Raw genomic sequence first — 17,083 nt, 5'->3', positions numbered from 1 at the left:
AGTGTCCTGCGCCGTCGGCAGATGTCATGGCAAGTTCCTCGCGGCGCGGGGCACTAGGCCCGCCTCGCATCCCGGTGCGTCGTGCGCCGCGCATCCGGTTCGCCGCAGTAATGGAGGATCTCGGCGCGGGCGGTGTTGCGCAGGCGCATGGCGGCCGGCCAGTCTTCGCCGTCCGGCCAGAGCGGGCTGCCGATGACCACGCCGATCGGCCCCCGGCGCGGCAGCCACTGGCCATCGCGCAGCACTGAGCGGGTGCCGCGGATGGCGACGGGCACCACCGGCGCGCCGGCCCGCGCGGCCGCCAGGAAAGCGCCCGAGCGGAAGGCCTGCAGCCCCGGCGCGCGCCCGAAGGTGCCTTCGGGGAAGAACAGCGCCGAATGCCCGGCACGCACCGCCGCCACCACGCGCTCCACGTCCTCGTGCTCGCGCACGTTGTCGAAGCGATCGATGAAGTCGGCGCCGATGCTGGCCAGGTAGGCGCCGGGAATGCGCTGGCCCTGCAGCTCGCGCTTGGCGACCATGCATACCGGTGTGGGCAGCGCCGCCACCAGCACGATGCCGTCCAGGTAGCTGGCGTGGTTCGAGACCAGGATGCAGGGCCGGTCGCGCGGCAGGTGCTCAAGCCCTTGCACGAACCAGGGCACCGCGCCCAGCCTGAGAAACAGCCGGGCGGCGTGGTGGCTGAGCGCCCAGCCCAGTGCCGGCCGGTGCAGCGCAACCGATGCCAGCCAGGTCGCCGGCGCCAGCGTTGCGAACAGGAGCCAGGCATAGAGGGCGTAGGACAGGCCCGCGGCGGTCTGCCGGCCGCGCCGCAGCTCCGGCCGCAGCGCGCGCCAGCCAAAGCGCGCGATCTGCAGCCAGGGCGCTTCCACGCCGCGGCCGGGGCGGCCGTGCTCGAAGCGCTCGCGGCAGGCGGCGCGCCGGATCTTGCCGCTCGATGTCTTCAGGATGCTGTGCGGCGGCACCAGCGCGATATGGTCGGGCGGCATGCCCAGCACGTCGAGGGCGGTCTTCAGCGCCTGCCGGTGCAGCGCGCGGCGCGCCTGCACATCCTTCTCGGCGGTTTCCGCCATCACCACGATGCGTTCGGTGCCGCTATCCGGATCGGGACTGCCGAACACGGCCACGCAGCCCTTGCGTATGCCGGGGATGGCGCCGACTGCCTGCTCCAGTTCATAGGGATAGATATTGCGGCCGCCGCGCACGATGGTTTCCTTGGCGCGCCCGGTGATATAGACCTCATCGGCGGCGATATAGGCATAGTCGCCGGTGTTCAGCCAGCCGCGGTCGAACAGCTGGCGGGTCTGCACGGGATTGCGGAAGTAGCCGCTGGTGGCCGAAGGGCCGCGGAACTGCAGCAGTCCCTCATGCCGCTCGGCCAGTTCGCGCCCGGTGGCGTCGACGATGCGGACTTCGTGGCCGTCCAGCGGCCGGCCGCAGGACGGGAATTCCAGGGTCTCGCGCTCGCCAGGAGGCTCGCGTTCGCCGACGGGCACGGCCACGGCAGTGCGCGTGAATTCGGTGCGGTCAATGCGGTCGGCGGCCAGCCCGCGGCCCAGCGGCGGAAAGGTCAGGCCCAGCGAGGCCTCCGCCAGCCCGTACACCGGCGCGGCGGCCTGCGGGTGCAGGCCGTAGCGGGCAAAGCGCTCCATGAAGGCGCGCATCGTCTGCAGGCTCACCGGCTCCGCGCCATTGAAGACGAAGCGCCAGCTGGACAGGTCCAGTCCGGCCAGGTCGGCATTGGCCAGCTTGCGCAGGCACAGCTCGAAGGCGAAGTTGGGCCCGCCCGAGAGCGTGCCGCGGTACTTGTGGATCGCCCAGAGCCAGCGCTCGGGCCGCGCCAGGAAGGCAAGCGGCGACATCACCACCAGCGGGTAGGCGTAGTACAGGCTGCCCAGCCAGGCGCCGATCAGGCCCATGTCGTGATAGAGCGGCAGCCAGCTGACAAAAACGTCCTGCGAGCCGACGGCCAGGGTCTTGCCCATGGCGCGCAGGTTGGCCAGCAGGTTGGCATGGCTGAGCACGACCCCCTTGGGCGAGCCGGTGCTGCCCGAGGTGTATTGCAGCAGGGCGATGTCGTGCGTGCGCAGCATCGCATGGACCGGGGCGCCGCCGCCGTCCTCCAGTTCCTGCGGCGTGAGCACGCTTTGCAGCGTTCCAGTGCTGGCCTTGAGCAGGGCCGCCAGCGGCCGCGCCTGGGCCACCGTGATCAGGATCGGCGCCTGCGCGTTGGCCAGGATGCCGGCGTGGCGCTGCAGGTGGTCGCCGATCTGCGCCAGCCGGGCCGGCGGGTAGAGCGGCACCGGGATCCCGCCCGCCAGCAGGATGCCGCAGAAGCTGTAGAAGTACTCGGGGCTGGTGGGCAGCATGATGGCCACTGCCGTGCCCGCCCGCACGCCGCGGGCGACCAGCCCGGCGGCGATGGCCGCGGCGCCGCGGTGCAGCTGCGCAAAGCTGATCTGTGTGTCTGCGCCATCGCCGTCCTGCAAGACGATGTGGGTGCGCTCCGGGTGGCTCCGCAAATGCCAGCGCAGCACGTCCGGCAAGGTGGCGGCGCCGTCGGGCGCCTGTGCCGCCGGGGCAGGGCGGGCTTGGCGCAGGTGCGTGCCGCTTGCGCCGGGCGGCAGGTCCTGGGCGGCGAGCAAGGCACGCAGCAGGGCGCGCGGGGTGTCGGCCTGGGCGAGCACCTGCTCCGGCAGGCTGACGCCGAAGCGGTGTTCAAGGCGGGTCAGCAGCTCGGCGCGCGTCAGGCTGTCGAAGCCCAGTTCGCCTTCGAGCGTGCTGTCCAGCGCGACCGTCACTTCGGACTCGGCCGGCGGGCGCATGGCCGAAGACATCTCCCGCACGATGCCGAGCAGGGCATCCTCGTAGTTCTGCCTCGGGGGAGAATCCGCTTTCATGCGCGTACGGCCTCTGTCCACGCGACGCCGCGGCCGCCGCCGAATTCTGGCTGGCGCGGCGGCCGTTCCGGATGGCGCCTGGACTGACACCCTAAAGATAGCCCGCGTGCGGAAATTGTCGAGGCAGGTGCCGAACCGGGCACAGGCGGGCAAGCCCCCGACTGCACACCGATCATGAGTGGCAGCATCGCGCACATGACACAGAAATCCGCGCTCGCGTGCGGGCTGCCTCTCTATGCTGGAAGGTAGAGCGCAGACGCGCATTCCCGAGGATGGCAAAGCGATGAACGACGATGCAGCCCTGGCCGGCCGGATCCTGGAGGTCGCCCTGATGCTAGGCGAGCGCAGCGGCTGGGACGCCCTGCACCTGCATGACGTCGCCGACGACATGGGCATCGGCCTGGACGAGATCCATCGGCATTACCGGCAGAAAGACGACCTGGCCGAGGCCTGGTTCGAACGGGCCGACCTTGCGCTCGTGCGCGCTTCCACGCATGAAGGCTGGGCCGCCCTGTCCCACCGCGAGCGCCTGGAACAGGCCATCCTCGCCTGGCTCGAGGCGCTGGCCCCGCACCGGCAGCTCACCGCCCAGATGCTGCGCTACAAGCTGCAGCCGGAGCACCTGCATCTGCAGGTGCAGGGTCTGCTGCATATCAGCAGCACCGTGCAGTGGATCCGGGAATCGGCCCGCCTGCCCGAATCCGGCTGGCGCCGCGAAGTGGGGGAGGTCGTGCTGACCGGCATCTTCCTCTCCACCTTCGGCTACTGGTTGCGCGACCGTTCGCCGGATGCCGGGCGCACGCAAGCCTGGCTCGAACGGCAACTGCGCTGCGCCGAGCGCCTGGCCTGGCGCCGCCCTGGCGACAAGGGAGCCCGGTCCGGATGGACACGATCACGCATGCCTTGATGGGAGCGCAGGCCGCGCTTGCCATCCCCATGGCCGAGGTCCCCGGCCGGCGACTCAGCACGCGCGAGCGCCTGCTGCTTGGCGCTGCCGCCGGTGCCTTTCCGGATATTGATTTCCTGGGCTTCCTGGTCCATCCGCTGCGTTTCCTGGCGCAGTGGCACCAGGGGCCGACCCATTCGCTGCTGCTGCTCCCTGCCTGGGGCGCGCTGCTTGCCGGCCTGTTCTGCCTGCTGGCGCGCCGGCGCGAGGCCTGGAGGGAAGCGCTCGCCGTCAGTTGCCTCGGCGTGGCCAGCCATATCGCGCTGGACCTGATCACCGTCTATGGCACCCGCATCTTCTATCCCGGCTCCGAGCGGCGCTTCAGCCTTGGCACCAGCTTCTTGGTCGATCCGCTGCTGAGCGGCATCGTCGTGTCCGGCCTGGTCCTGGCACTGTTCCTGGCGCTGCAGTGGCGCAGTCGGGCAGCACTGGCGGGCATGGCGCTGCTCTGCGCCTATGTCGGCGTCCAGGCCGTGCTCAAGCAACGGGCGCTGGAACTGGGCAATGCATCCTTGCGCGCCGCCGGCATCCAGGCGCAGGGCGTGGACGCGCTGCCCCAGCCGTTTTCTCCGTTCAACTGGAAACTGATCGCCCGCGCGGAGACGGACTACCGCGTCGCCCACGTCAACCTGGCCGGGCATCCGGCCTGGGTGCCGCAATGGCAGGTGCTGGGGCGCCTGCCAGCCATGGCCAGGGCCTACGAGCCGCCCGGGCGCATGGCCTGGACACAGCGGCCGCGGCTGCCGGAGGCGCCGGCTGAGCAGGCGCTGGCATGGCAGCTCTGGGTGCGGCCGGACTTTGCCGATTTCAGGCAATTCGCGGTCTATCCGGCCTTGTCCGCCATCACGGCGATACGGGCAACGCCATCCGTGCCGCCGGGCGAAGCGGTCGCATGCGTCTGGTTCACCGACCTGCGCTACGACCTGCCCGCGATGGAAGACACCTTCCGCTATGGCTATTGCCGCGACAGTGCGCAGGCACCGTGGCAGTTGTACCGGCTTGCCTATTTCAGCCAGGACCAGCGCCAGCGCCTCGACTAGCGTGGCGCCACCAGCAGCGCGGCGCTTGGCCACGCATCGATTTGCCTGTTCCGCGATAGACCTTTAAGGTGTCGGCTTTGGCCGGCGCACACCGGGATTCCGGGGCCCGGCCGGACCGGAGCCCGCCACATGACCACACCCCAGCCCGACGACCGCACCCGCCGCATCATGCTGTGGGTGGTGGCGGTCGGCTTCTTCATGCAGACGCTGGATTCGACCATCGTCAACACCGCGCTGCCGTCGATGGCGCGCAGCCTGGGCGAGAGTCCGCTGCGGATGCAGTCGGTGGTGATTGCCTACTCGCTGACCATGGCGGTGGTCATCCCGGCCTCGGGCTGGCTGGCGGACCGCTTCGGCACCCGCACCATCTTCCAGACCGCCATCGGGCTGTTCGTGGTGGGCTCGCTGCTGTGCGCCTATGCGCCGACGCTGAACTTCCTGATCGGCGCGCGCGTGGTGCAGGGCGTGGGCGGGGCCATGCTGCTGCCGGTGGGGCGGCTCTCGGTGCTGCGCACCTTCCCGCGCGAGCAGTACCTGCAGGCGCTGAGCTTCGTCGCCATCCCCGGCATGATCGGCCCGCTGATCGGGCCGACGCTGGGCGGCTGGCTGACGCAGGTGCTGTCGTGGCACTGGATCTTCCTGATCAACGTGCCGGTCGGCCTGCTGGGCGCACTGGCTACGGTGCGCTATATGCCTAACGCGCGGCTGACCGGCATCGGGCCCTTTGACATCGCCGGCTACCTGCTGCTGGCCATCGCCATGCTGGCGCTGTCATTCTCGCTCGACGGGCTGGCCGGGCTGGGCTTCCAGCACGCCACCGTGCTGATGCTGCTGATCGCCAGCATGGCCGCGCTGACCGCCTACGGGCTGCACGCCAACCGGAGCAAGCAGCCGCTGTTCCCGCTGCGGCTGTTCCGCATCCACAGCTTCAGCGTAGGGCTGCTGGGCAACCTGTTCGCACGGATCGGCAACGGCTCGATGCCGTTCCTGATCCCGCTGACGCTGCAGATCAGCCTGGGCTATTCGCCGTTCAATGCGGGCCTGATGATGCTGCCCGTCACCGCGGCCGGCATGGCCTCCAAGCGCCTGGCCACGCGCCTGATCCAGCGCCACGGCTACCGCCGCGTGCTGGTGGCCAATACCTTCGTGGTGGGGCTGGTGATGGCAGCCTTTGCGCTGATCACGCCGCAACTGCCGCTGTGGCTGCTGGTCCCGCTGCTGGCCGTGTTCGGCATGGTCAATTCGATCCAGTTCACGGCCATGAACACGGTCACGCTGAAGGACCTGAGCGGGGCCGGCGCCAGCAGCGGCAACAGCATGTTGTCGATGGTGCAGATGCTGTCGATGAGCCTGGCGGTGACCTCGGCGGGCGCCTTGCTGGCGACCTTCCAGCACCGCTTTGGCGGCGATACCGCGGCGGTGCTGCCGGCGTTTCATGCCACCTTTATCTGCATGGGGCTGATCACGTGTGCGTCGGCCTGGATCTTCATGCAGCTGGGCGTGCGGGAGGTGGCTTCGGCGGTGCCGGTGCAGCATGGGGAGAAGGAGGTGTGAACGCCTGCGTGACACATGGGCCGCTTTGGGGGGCGGCCGCGAACTTACCCGGCACTTCCCGGCTCCTATCCACATGAGCCGGCAGCGCCCGGTGCAAGGAGGCGCCCATGCAGCCGACAGGCAAGGCCGAGTCCGAACAGGCCATCCCGCCGTCGCCAGGCCCGACTGCCGGCGGCAGCACGGTGCCGCGCACGGCCCCGGCCACCCCTGACGGCGCCGGCGCGGTGCCGGGGCCATCGGCGGCGCCCGGCAAGGTCCATGCGGCGGCGCGGCCAGCGCTGGTGTGTATCGCGGGTTGCTCACGCTGCCCGTCGTGTAACGCGACCTTCCACTTCGCGGTTGCCAGTTCGAGCGACACCGCCAACACCCCCGTGTATGCCTGATCTGTACGCATGATGCTCTCCTATGAGTCAAGCTCGGCAGACTGATTCTAAGCCTTGGCTTGGCAACGGCCTGAATGCTTCATAGGATCTACTTCACCATGGAGGGCCTGGCCGGCAGCGGGTGCGGCGACCTGATGGTGGAGATGGCGCGGAACTTCGCCTACTTGATCGACACGTATGGCCTGGTGCCGAATGGCACGCGCAACTACTACCTGAGCCGCTCGCAGCCGCCGGTGTTTGCGCTGATGGTGGACCTGCTCGAGCGCGAGCAGCTGGCCAGCGCCATCGACTTCCTGCCGCAGCTGCGCCGGGAATACGCCTTCTGGATGGACGGTGCCGACTGCGTGCGGCCTGGCCACGCGCACCGGCGGGTGGTCTGCCTGCCCGACGGCGCGGTGCTGAACCGCTACAGGGACGACCGCCCGTGGCCGCGCGAGGAAGCCTTCCTGGAAGACATGGAGACCGCGATGCGCAGCGGCCGGCCGCATCATCTGGTGTTCCGCGACCTGCGCGCCGCGGCGGAATCGGGCTGGGACTTCAGTTCACGCTGGCTCGATTCGCCATCCACGCCCACCGGCCAGCCCGCGGACCTTGCCACCATCCGGACCACGGCGATGTTGCCGGTCGACCTCAACGCACTGCTCTGGCACCTGGAAACGCGCCTCGCCGCGCTGTGCGAGCAGGTGGGCGATGCCGCGGCAGAGGCTTACCGCGCAGCGGCGCAGCGGCGCGAGGCAGCCATCCTGCAATACATGTGGGACGACCGCGCGGGCGCCTTTGTCGACTACGACTGGTGCCGCGGCGCGCCGCGCCTGTGCCTGACTGCGGCAACGGTGATGCCGCTCTATCTCGGTCTTGCGCGGCCGCCGCAGGCGCAAGCCGTGGCGCAGGCGGTGAAGGAGCGGCTGCTGGTTGACGGCGGGCTGGCCACCACGGAATGCGCTTCCGGGCAGCAATGGGACCATCCCAATGGCTGGGCGCCGCTGCAATGGCTGGCCGTGCGCGGGCTGGCGCGCTATGGCCATGACGACCTGGCGCGCGAGATCGCGCAGCGCTGGCTGGCGACCGTGGCCAGTCTCTACACCCATGAATGCAAGCTGGTGGAGAAATACCGCATCCGGAGTATCGATGGGCGGGCCTTGGGTGGGGGCGGGGGCGAGTATCCGTTGCAGGATGGCTTTGGCTGGACCAATGCGATTGCGGGCGCGTTGATGGCTCTCTATGGAGAGGTGCGGGCAACGTGCCGGGCGGATGATGTGGCGAGCTGAGGTGGGCACACCGCGCTCGCATCGCGCGTACCGTTCGCTTATCGTTGGGGGGGGTGGCATTGCTGCTCAATGCGGTCGGGCGTCGCTCTTGACTAGTGTGGGCTGTTTCGCCGGCGTAGCCGGCGACTTACTTCTTGTCCAAGCGACAAGAAGTAAGCAAGAAACGCGTCGCCTATGCGGCTGGCAATAAATTGCACGGTGTTGGTGGTTCACACGGTGGTGCTTGCCGCTTGGGCGTGGGTGCCCGTTCGACCCTGCTACGCCATGTGAGTCAGGGACAGTGCCTCCGATCACCCACTATTGAACGATCCCCATGCAGGGCGTAGGCCGCCTGCTGCGAGCGGCATTGCGGGGACGCCTACGGCTGCTGCGCAGGCTCAAAATGCGCTGACGGTCATTGGGCGCTTGCGCGGAGCGCAGCCGAAGGCGTTGATGCAGCCACAATTCAAAATTTCACCGCCACACTCATCCAGTACCGGCGCCCATCCTCGACATGCCCATAGTCGGTGTAGTTCACCTGCTTGTCGAAGAGGTTGTAGATGCCGGCAAACACCGACACATTCTTGGTAACCGCATAGGTCGCCCCCAGGTCGACAACGGTGTACGACGGCGCCACCACAGTGCTGGACGACGGCCCCGTGATCGGCTGGCTCTCCTTGCCGCGGTAGTTGACGCGCGCCCAGGCGTTGACCTTCTCGCTCGGCCGCCAGTTCAGCGTGGCCACCAACAGGTGCATCGGCAACTGGTTCAGCGGCTGGCCCTGGTACTGGCCGCTCTTCTGCTCCGACTTGGTATAGGTATAGCTGCCGGTCAGCGACCACGCTTGCGCGATCGGCCAGCGCAGGCTGGCTTCCACCCCGCGCGAGTAGGCGCGGTCCACGTTCATGTAGGTGGTCGGGTTGGCGCCGAACCGGTTGGGGCCGTCGGTGCACTGCGTGGTCGGGCAGGCGACGCGCGTGATCTTGTCCTTGAAGTCGTTGTTGAACAGCGTCACGCCCGCCTGCAGGCCGTTGCCCTTGTCATAGAGCAGGCCCAGTTCCTGCGACACCATGGTCTCAGGCTTCAGGCCCGGGTTGCCGTACATATTGCCGCCGCGGCTGGTCTGGCCCCAGCCGGCCACGGTCTGGCGCAGGTCCGGTGCTCGGAAGCCGGTTGACACTCCGCCCTTGACCGTCCAGCGCTCGGCCGCATGCCACACGCCGTACAAGCGCGGGCTGTAGTGCTGGCCGAAGTTCTGGTCGTGATCCATGCGCACGCCGCCGGTCAGGGCAAAGCTCTGCGCCAGGCGCCACTCGTCCTCGGCAAACAGCGCCCACTGGTAGCGCTCGACCTGGTTTGGGCCGCCGGCGATCTGGTTTCCGGTCTGGTCGCATGCGGTGCTGCGCCGCTTCCACAGCGCCGCGCCCGCCGCGCCCGCACAGACCCCGTGGCTGGAGGCTGGTGCGCTGCGCCTGAACCTGGCGTCCGGCGTAGCCATCCACGGCAACGCCGAGGCGCCTCTGACCGGGGCCGAGCGGCGCGTGCTGGAAATCCTGATGCGGGCGCCGGGCCGGGTGGTCGCGCGCGCCGAGATCGGCCGGTTCGCGCTGGGCCGCGCGCCGGAACGCTACGACCGCAGCCTCGACACGCATATCAGCGCGCTGCGCCGCAAGCTGGCGCTGGACGGCATCACTTCGCCGCTGCTGATCCGCAACCTGCGCGGCCAGGGCTATATGCTGGTGCAGGCGCCGTGAACTGGCGGCGCCGCGTGCGTGCGCTGTTTCCGCTGCCGCTGTTCTGGCGCAACTTCCTGACCTTCTGGCTGGGCATGGCCGCGATCGTCGGCATCGGCATGGCGCTGACGGCCGCGGTGGCCTGGTACCGCTTCGACGCGCTCGATGGCCTGAGCCCCGCGGCGCTGACCGAGGATGCGCTGGAGATCGCCCAGGCCCAGGGGCGCCCCGGGCTCAAGCGCTGGCTGCGGGCGATGGATTCGCACGCCTCGGCGCTGGACATCTACATTGTCGACGACACGCTGCAGGAACTGCTGGGCCGCCCGTTGCCGGCGCGGCTGCGCAACCGCCTGGCCGACCGGCTGGTGCCGATGTGGCGCGCGGGGTTGATCGGCCATGCTGTCGCGCATGTGCCCGGGCCCGGGGCGCGCGTGTCATGGTGGGACCCGCAACCCATCGCGCTGCCGCAAGGCGGCGAGCTGCTGATGCTGTTCCTGCCGTTCGATTCGTCGCGTTGGGAGGTGCTGCACCTGTCGCCTGTGGTGCTCGCCCTCGGCCTGTTCGCGCTGGCCGTCTCGGCGCCGCTGTGCTGGGCGCTGACGCTGCATGTAACCGGCCCCGTGCGGCGCCTGCGCGAAGCCACGCAGGCGCTTGCCGACGGCGAGCTGGCCACGCGCACGCCGCCTGTGCTGGCCCGCCGCGCCGACGAGCTGGGTCAGCTCGCGCGCGATTTCGATGCCATGGCCGACCGCCTGCAGCGCCTGATGGACTGGCGCGAGCAGCTGCTGCGCAATATCGCGCATGAACTGCGTTCGCCGCTGGGGCGGCTGCGCCTGTCGCTGGAGCTGGCGCGGCGGCGCGACGCCACGCTCGACCTGCAGTTCGAGCGCATCGAGCGCGAGTCGGAACGGCTCGATGCGCTGGTCGAACGCACGCTGCAGCTGGCGCGGCTGCATGCGATGGCGCCGGCGCGCGGCCCGATCGACCTGGCGGAACTGGTCGACGTCATCGTCACCGATGCCCGCTTCGAAGCCGCGGCGCGGGGCGTGGCGATCCGCTGGACTCCCCCGGATGAACTGATCGTCGAGGCCGATGCCGCGGCGCTGGGCAGCGCCATCGAGAACATCCTGCGCAATGCGGTCCGGTACACCGATCCCGCTGCGCCCGTGACCGTGACGCTGCAGGCTGATGAGACGGCGATCCGGATCGATATCGTCGACGGCGGGCCCGGCGTTCCGCAAGACGCGCTGGCGAGCCTGTTCGAACCCTTCTATCGCGTGCGCAGCGGTCCGGGGCATCCGACCGGGGCGGGACTGGGGCTCAGCATCGCGCAAGCGGGCATTGCCGCGCATGGCGGCACGGTGTCGGCGCGCAACGTGGCGCCGCGCGGGCTGGCGCTGCAGATTTGCCTGCCGCGCAGGACGTGTGGCGGCGCTGTTTGCACGGCTGAGACTTCGACAAACTAAGAGCGCACGGATGCGGCGGAGATGGCCTTTGCGCCACGTAGACGCTGCAAGTGGCGTGTATGCCTTGGCCGGATCCTGCGCTTCAAGGTGGCAGCCATGATGCAGATTGATCCGGCGCCTGTCTCCTCACCGGCCAAGCGCTTCGCAGGCACATTTGCCCTGCGCCGGCAAGCCGGACTCATGCGTCATGACGCATAAGAACCACTGCGACGCCTGTTCGCCGCAACGGAAAAAATTCTGAGCAAGATCTAAGGCTTGCCTGATTGGTGGCATTAAGTGCCATACATATAGTTCAGCTGTCCCCGGGTCAACCGGCAACTGCAACACAAATCCGGCGGTTCAATGGCGGCACGGGGCGGGGCGGGATCCGTTGGATCCGAAAGCCATCTACCTATCAACCTATTTGAATCACCCATCATGACCCATACCAAGCTCTTCGCTGCTCTGATCGTCGCCGGTGCCGCCATGGGCGCACAGTTTGCACACGCTGCCAATGCCGACGGCCAAATCACCTTCAAGGGCCAGATCACCGCCCAGACCTGCACGATCAACGGCAACGGCACGGGCAGCAAGGACTTTACCGTGACGCTGCCGACCGTTTCGGCCTCCACCCTGGCCCAAGCTGGTGACACCGCTGGCCAAACGGCGTTCTATATCGCCCTGACCAACTGCACGCCGAACACAGCAACGTGCATACCTTCTTCGAGGCAGGCCCGACCACCGACAGCACCACCGGTAACCTGATCGTGGACGCCGGCGGCGCCACCAACGTGCAGATCCGCCTGCTGAACGGCGGCAGCGGTCCCGCCAACCCCATCAAGGCCGGCTTTGCCGACGCTGCGCAGAATTCCGGCGTCGTCGCCATCAACAGCGGCTCGGCCACGCTGCCGTACTACGCACAGTACTACGCAACTGGCGCAGCAACGGCCGGTGCCGCCAACTCGACCGTGATGTACTCGATTTCTTACCAGTAAGCCCTGGTACCACAGGGCGCGGAGCGTGTTACCGGCGCGCTCCGCGCCTTCCGAACATTCAAGTGTGTGCCGGTTTACCTGATCAAGTCCCCCGGTACCACCATGAAAACGACCATCAAGTCCCTGATTTCCGCCGGCGTGATCGCGCTGGGGCTCATGAGCGCGCTGCACGCGCAAGCTTCCGTGGTCATTGCGGGCACGCGGGTCATCTATAACGCAAAAGACACCGAGACCACGATCAAGCTGACCAACGAAGGCCAGTCGCCGGCGTTGACGCAGGTGTGGATCGACAAGGGCGACCCGAAGGCTGCGCCGTCGTCCATCGAAGTACCGTTCACCGTGACGCCGCCGGTGTCGCGCATCGACCCGAAAAAGGGCCAGACGCTGCGCATCCTCTACACCGGCGAGCCACTGCCGCAGGACCGCGAATCCGTGTTCTGGCTCAATGTGCTGGAGGTCCCGCCAAAGCCCACCGCCGAAGAGGCTGATGTCAACAAGCTGCAGCTGGCTTTCCGCTCGCGCATCAAGCTGTTCTTCCGCCCCGCGGGCCTGAAGGGCAACGCCGACGACGCCCCTGGCAGCATCAGCTGGCGCGTTACCCAGGCAGGCGGCAAGCCGGCGCTTGAAGCGAGCAACCCCAGCAAGTATCACGTTTCATTCGCCAAGCTCGAACTGGTTGGCGGCGGCAAGACCGCGAAGTTTGAAGAAGGCGGCATGGTCGGCCCGGGCGAAACCAGGATGTTCCCGCTGACCGGCGATGTTGCGCAAGGCACCGAAGCCAGGGTTCGCTACAACGCCATCAATGACTACGGCGGTGCCGTAAGCGGCGAAGCCGCACTGGGCAACAGCGCCCCCCAGGCCGCTTCGCGCTGACCACACGCCGGGCCGCGCCCGGCGTTCTTCCAAGCTGATTTCTCCGATTGACGATGCCGCAACAAGCGGCAGGGGCAAGTCTTGCCCGCGCATGGCCAGATATGCGGCATAAACCCATGAAAACCCAAAAGACCTCGTCGTTCCCGTCCCGGCTGCGTCCGGCCAGTGCGGTGGTGTTGTCCTTGTTCGCAAGCGTTGGTGCGTGGGCAGCACCTGGCGGTACCGGCGGGTCGCCGCTGCTGGCGGAAGTGGAGTTCAACGACACCTTTCTGCAGCAGCCCGGCGGCAGCCGCATCGATGTGAGCCGCTTCAACAAAGGCAACGTGGCCTTGCCGGGCAACTATCGCGCAGAGCTGTACGTCAATGAAGTCTGGTTGGGCCGTGCCGAAGTGACGCTGCGCCAGGTGGGCGAAGACAGCCGCAACGTGCAGCCGTGCTTTGACCGTACCGCGATCCAGCGCATGGGCGTGGACCTGACCAAGTTGTCACCGGAGGCGTCGGCGCGGCTGGACACGGGCTGCGTATCGCTGCCCGACCTGATCCCCGATGCCACGGCCGCCTTCGACAACGGCGAGCAGCGCCTGGACGTCTCGGTGCCGCAGATCGCCATGTCGCGCTCGGCGCGCGGCTATGTCGATCCCAAGTACTGGGACGAAGGCGTGACCGCGGCGCGCGTGCAGTACAACGCCAACGTCTATCACTCCGATTCGAGCGGGATGTCGACCACGCAGAGCTACGTCGGGGTGAACGCCGGACTCAACTTCGGTGGCTGGCGCTTCCGCCATCTGGGCAACCTGACGCACGGCGACGTCGAGGGCACGCGCTACCAGAGCGTGCAGACCAGCCTGCAGCGCTCGATTGCGCCGATCAGGAGCCAGCTGATCATCGGTGATGCCTTCACCGACGGCACCATGTTCGACAGTTTCGGCTTCCGTGGCGTGCAGATTGCCAGCGACGACCGGATGTACCCGGAATCTCAGCGCGGCTATGCGCCGGTGGTCCATGGCATTGCCAACAGCAACGCCCGCGTGCAGATCCGCCAGGGCGGCAACATCATCTACGAAACCACGGTTGCCCCCGGCGCATTCGAGATCAATGACCTGTATCCGACCGGCTACGGCGGCGATCTCGAGGCGGTGGTCACCGAAGCCGATGGCAGCGTGCATACCTCGCGCGTGCCCTACGCCGCAGCCGTCAATGCGCTGCGCCCGGGCGTCACGCGCTACAGCATGACCGTCGGCCAGTACCGCAATACGTCGATCCAGAGCAAGCCGATGATGATGCAGGCGACCGTGCAGCACGGCATCAGCAATATGGTGACCGGCTACGGCGGCTTCATCGCGGCGCAGGATTACACGGCGGTAATGGGCGGCGGGGCGCTGAACACGGACGTCGGTGCCTTCGGCGCCGACGTGACCCAAGCCTGGACCAACCTGCAGAATGCGTCCAACCGGAGCGGCCAGAGCGTGCGGCTGTCGTACAGCAAGCTGGTGGCACCGACCAATACCAACCTGACGCTGGCCGCCTACCGCTATTCCAGCAGCGGCTACCTGAGCATGACCGATGCCATGGCGCTGCGCGACCTGGACCAGCGCGGCCTGGGCCCTGGCATGTTCCTGAGCGGCATCCAGCGCGGGCGCCTGCAGATGACCATCAACCAGATGCTGCCGCAAGGCTACGGTTCGTTCTACCTGTCCGGCTCCACGCAGAACTACTGGAACCGCGGCGGTTCCGATACCCAGTTCCAGGCGGGCTATAACAACAGCTACAAGCGGATCAACTATGGCGTCTCGGCGTCGCGCCAGTTCAACGTCGGCTCAGGCAAGTGGGACACCCGGGTGATGCTCAACGTGGGTATCCCGCTGGGCAAGGGCCAGCACGCGCCGTACTCGATGACCAGCCTGAGCCACGATTCCACCGGCGGCACGTCGCTGCAGGAAACAGTGACCGGCACCCTGGGCCAGGACAACGCCTTCACCTACGGCGTGAACGCCGGCTACACCGGTGGCGGCAACACCAGGGATGCAGCCTCTGTCGGTGCCAACGTCGGCTATGTGTCGCCGATTGCTACCATGACGGCCAGCGCCAGCACGGGCCGCAACTTCTCGCAGGCAGGCCTGGGCATCAGCGGCGGCATCGTGGCCTATGCGGGCGGCGTGGCGTTCACCCCGACGATGGGCGACACCATGGCCATCATCGAGGCCAAGGATGCCGCGGGTGCGCGCCTGGCCAACGGCAGCGGCCTGCGCGTGGACCCCTGGGGCCACGCCGTGGTGCCGACCCTGACGCCATTCGCCACCAACCAGATCGAGATCGACCCGAAGGGGCTGCCGATGAGCGTGGAGCTGAAGACCACGCAGCAGAACGTGGCGCCGACCGCGGGCGCGATCGTGAAGATGAAGTTCGAGACGGACAACCCGGGGCGCGCGGCGCTTCTGCGGGCCAACGGACCGGATGGGAAGCCGCTGCCGTTTGGGGCGGAGGTCTTCGATGCACACGGCCAGAGCGTTGGCACTGTCGCTCAGGGCGGTCGCATCATCGCGCGCGGCCTGAAGACGGATGCCGGCCAACTGAGCGTGAAATGGGGTAGGGCCGTTGCGCAAGCATGCAAGCTGGACTATGTCCTGCCGAAGGTTGAAAAAGACGCGAATGCCTCGTATCAGACCGCGGAGGCGGTTTGCCGCTAGGGGTCGAGCGAATGGCGCCGCCCGCAATTGCATTACTGCATGCCAGCCACGGCATGCGCAGGACATCAAGATGTTGAATCTGCTAAACCCCTATCAAAGCCATCGCAGTGGCGCCGTGCATAAGGTACTGCCTATCCTCAGGCGATCAGGGGGTAGAGGCGGGGCGACAGCCAAGCCATGGCACGGAATTCTGAAGGCGGCTGTGCTGCTGCTTTGCCTGGCATTGCATGGACAGTCGTTCGCCGCGACATTCTCCTGCACACCGAGTGCCAGTGCACTGAACTTTACCGTGCCCACTGGTACATACGGCGTGCCGCGCGATACCCCGGTGGGCACGCGGATCACGCCGTTCACGGCCTTGCAGAAGACCTATCCGACTGAGTGGACCTGCAATTTACTGCAGCCGAATGTCTATTTTGGTGTCGCCTATCATTCCACGCTGGCATCGACTGGCATGACCTACTCTGAGGGCGGCATCAACTATACGGTCTATCAGACAAACGTTGCAGGTGTCGGCCTGATCATCGGGGCGGCCAGTGCCCTTCCAAGCGGCGGCTGGACTTCGCCGCGGAATGCTCCCGCGGCCTGGGAAGTCTGGACTGCATGGACTAACAGCAGCGCGATCAACGGGGTCAAGTTTGGCATCGGCTTTACCTTTGCCTACGTCAAGACCGGGCCGATCCAGGGCGGCACCGTATCGCTCGCCGGAACCATTGCGGAGGCAGGCATGGCCCAGCAGTACCAGGCTTCAAACGCAACCAGTGTCGTGCCAGTGGTTGTCACGGGCAATGCCACATTCGCGGAACTTGCCTGCAAGACTCCTGACGTGACAGTCAATCTGGGCACGCATCAGAACAAGGAGTTTGCCGGGCCGGGCACTTATACGTCATCGACGGGATTCAATATCGCGCTGAACAACTGCCCGGCCGGCATGAATTCGGTGAACTATCGCATTGACGCCGTGACCCCGGTTCTCGATGCTGCGAACTCGGTGGTGTCGCTCGATGCCTCTTCGACGGCATCCGGCATCGGCGTGCAGTTGCTCGATAGTTCCGGCAATGTTTTCCCGCTGGGGACAACAAAGGTCTTGAGCGACTATAGCGGCAGCACTGGTGGCAGCTACGTCATTCCACTGAAGGCACGCTACTACCAGACCGGAAGCACCGTGACGGCCGGAGCCGCCAACTCAGGAATGACGTTCACCATGACCTACCAGTAGGGACGAGCCCCTCCGCGTAATGACAATGAGCGCCCTGTGCGGCGCTGCATGCGGCCGCGCT

General features: G+C 67.4%; 10 protein-coding genes and 3 pseudogenes. 10 read left to right on the top strand and 3 right to left on the bottom strand.

Annotated elements, in window-relative coordinates:
* Positions 1-53: 53 nt before the first annotated feature.
* Positions 54-2,900, bottom strand: coding sequence for an AMP-binding protein (locus ACW4E8_RS00785; protein ID WP_456802770.1), 2,847 nt, complete (start codon positions 2,898-2,900; stop codon positions 54-56).
* 283 nt (positions 2,901-3,183) lie between these two features.
* Between ACW4E8_RS00785 and ACW4E8_RS00780 the strand changes: the two genes are divergently transcribed.
* The 3 genes from ACW4E8_RS00780 (at position 3,184) to mdtD (ending at position 6,440) form a co-directional block, all read left to right on the top strand.
* Complete coding sequence (locus ACW4E8_RS00780) at positions 3,184-3,807, top strand: hypothetical protein (protein WP_456802769.1); 624 nt, start codon at positions 3,184-3,186, stop codon at positions 3,805-3,807.
* On the top strand, positions 3,783-4,886 hold the full coding sequence (locus ACW4E8_RS00775) for a metal-dependent hydrolase (protein ID WP_456802768.1): 1,104 nt from the start codon (positions 3,783-3,785) through the stop codon (positions 4,884-4,886). Before ACW4E8_RS00780 ends, ACW4E8_RS00775 begins: the two co-directional genes overlap by 25 nt.
* 129 nt (positions 4,887-5,015) lie before the next feature.
* Positions 5,016-6,440: a multidrug transporter subunit MdtD gene (gene mdtD / locus ACW4E8_RS00770; RefSeq protein ID WP_456802767.1), complete on the top strand. Its 1,425-nt coding sequence runs from the start codon at positions 5,016-5,018 to the stop codon at positions 6,438-6,440.
* 274 nt (positions 6,441-6,714) lie between these two features.
* On the opposite strand, the pseudogene ACW4E8_RS00765 reads toward mdtD, so the two are convergent.
* Positions 6,715-6,834: pseudogene (locus ACW4E8_RS00765) on the bottom strand (IS110 family transposase); the annotation flags it as partial.
* 63 nt (positions 6,835-6,897) lie between these two features.
* On the opposite strand from ACW4E8_RS00765, the gene ACW4E8_RS00760 reads away from it, so the two are divergent.
* The gene (locus ACW4E8_RS00760; protein WP_456802766.1) at positions 6,898-8,091 is read left to right on the top strand and encodes a trehalase family glycosidase; all 1,194 of its coding nucleotides are present in this window, start codon (positions 6,898-6,900) and stop codon (positions 8,089-8,091) included.
* Between the two features lie 445 nt (positions 8,092-8,536).
* On the opposite strand, the pseudogene ACW4E8_RS00755 reads toward ACW4E8_RS00760, so the two are convergent.
* Positions 8,537-9,532, bottom strand: a pseudogene (locus tag ACW4E8_RS00755) (TonB-dependent receptor domain-containing protein); the annotation flags it as partial.
* Between ACW4E8_RS00755 and ACW4E8_RS00750 the strand changes: the two are divergent.
* The 6 genes and pseudogenes from ACW4E8_RS00750 (at position 9,468) to ACW4E8_RS00725 (ending at position 17,022) form a co-directional block, all read left to right on the top strand.
* Positions 9,468-9,824, top strand: coding sequence for a winged helix-turn-helix domain-containing protein (locus ACW4E8_RS00750; protein WP_456802765.1), 357 nt, complete (start codon positions 9,468-9,470; stop codon positions 9,822-9,824). The pseudogene ACW4E8_RS00755 and the gene ACW4E8_RS00750 sit on opposite strands and share 65 nt — an antisense overlap.
* The gene (locus ACW4E8_RS00745; protein WP_456802764.1) at positions 9,821-11,269 is read left to right on the top strand and encodes a HAMP domain-containing sensor histidine kinase; all 1,449 of its coding nucleotides are present in this window, start codon (positions 9,821-9,823) and stop codon (positions 11,267-11,269) included. The genes ACW4E8_RS00750 and ACW4E8_RS00745 overlap by 4 nt, the downstream gene beginning before the upstream one ends.
* Positions 11,270-11,686: 417 nt before the next feature.
* Positions 11,687-12,243 (top strand): annotated as a pseudogene (locus ACW4E8_RS00740) (fimbrial protein).
* Between the two features lie 102 nt (positions 12,244-12,345).
* Positions 12,346-13,116, top strand: coding sequence for a fimbrial chaperone (locus ACW4E8_RS00735; RefSeq protein WP_456802763.1), 771 nt, complete (start codon positions 12,346-12,348; stop codon positions 13,114-13,116).
* Between the two features lie 116 nt (positions 13,117-13,232).
* The gene (locus ACW4E8_RS00730; protein WP_456802762.1) at positions 13,233-15,803 is read left to right on the top strand and encodes a fimbria/pilus outer membrane usher protein; all 2,571 of its coding nucleotides are present in this window, start codon (positions 13,233-13,235) and stop codon (positions 15,801-15,803) included.
* A gap of 70 nt (positions 15,804-15,873) precedes the next feature.
* Positions 15,874-17,022 carry a fimbrial protein gene (locus tag ACW4E8_RS00725; RefSeq protein WP_456802761.1) on the top strand — a complete coding sequence of 383 codons (1,149 nt, stop codon included), beginning with the start codon at positions 15,874-15,876 and terminating at the stop codon, positions 17,020-17,022.
* The last annotated feature ends 61 nt before the right edge of the window (positions 17,023-17,083 follow it).

Source organism: Cupriavidus sp. CP313, from assembly GCF_054072015.1.
The sequence above is the reverse complement of the archived record's forward strand: the minus strand, read 5'-3'. Positions and strand labels throughout refer to the sequence as shown.

Coding starts and splice junctions, on each gene's coding strand:
- mdtD (WP_456802767.1), top strand. CDS start 5,016: ATGACCACACCCCAGCCCGACGACCGCACCCGCCGCATCATGCTGTGG.
- ACW4E8_RS00760 (WP_456802766.1), top strand. CDS start 6,898: ATGCTTCATAGGATCTACTTCACCATGGAGGGCCTGGCCGGCAGCGGG.
- ACW4E8_RS00785 (WP_456802770.1), bottom strand. CDS start 2,900: ATGAAAGCGGATTCTCCCCCGAGGCAGAACTACGAGGATGCCCTGCTC.
- ACW4E8_RS00730 (WP_456802762.1), top strand. CDS start 13,233: ATGAAAACCCAAAAGACCTCGTCGTTCCCGTCCCGGCTGCGTCCGGCC.
- ACW4E8_RS00780 (WP_456802769.1), top strand. CDS start 3,184: ATGAACGACGATGCAGCCCTGGCCGGCCGGATCCTGGAGGTCGCCCTG.
- ACW4E8_RS00775 (WP_456802768.1), top strand. CDS start 3,783: ATGGACACGATCACGCATGCCTTGATGGGAGCGCAGGCCGCGCTTGCC.
- ACW4E8_RS00725 (WP_456802761.1), top strand. CDS start 15,874: ATGTTGAATCTGCTAAACCCCTATCAAAGCCATCGCAGTGGCGCCGTG.
- ACW4E8_RS00735 (WP_456802763.1), top strand. CDS start 12,346: ATGAAAACGACCATCAAGTCCCTGATTTCCGCCGGCGTGATCGCGCTG.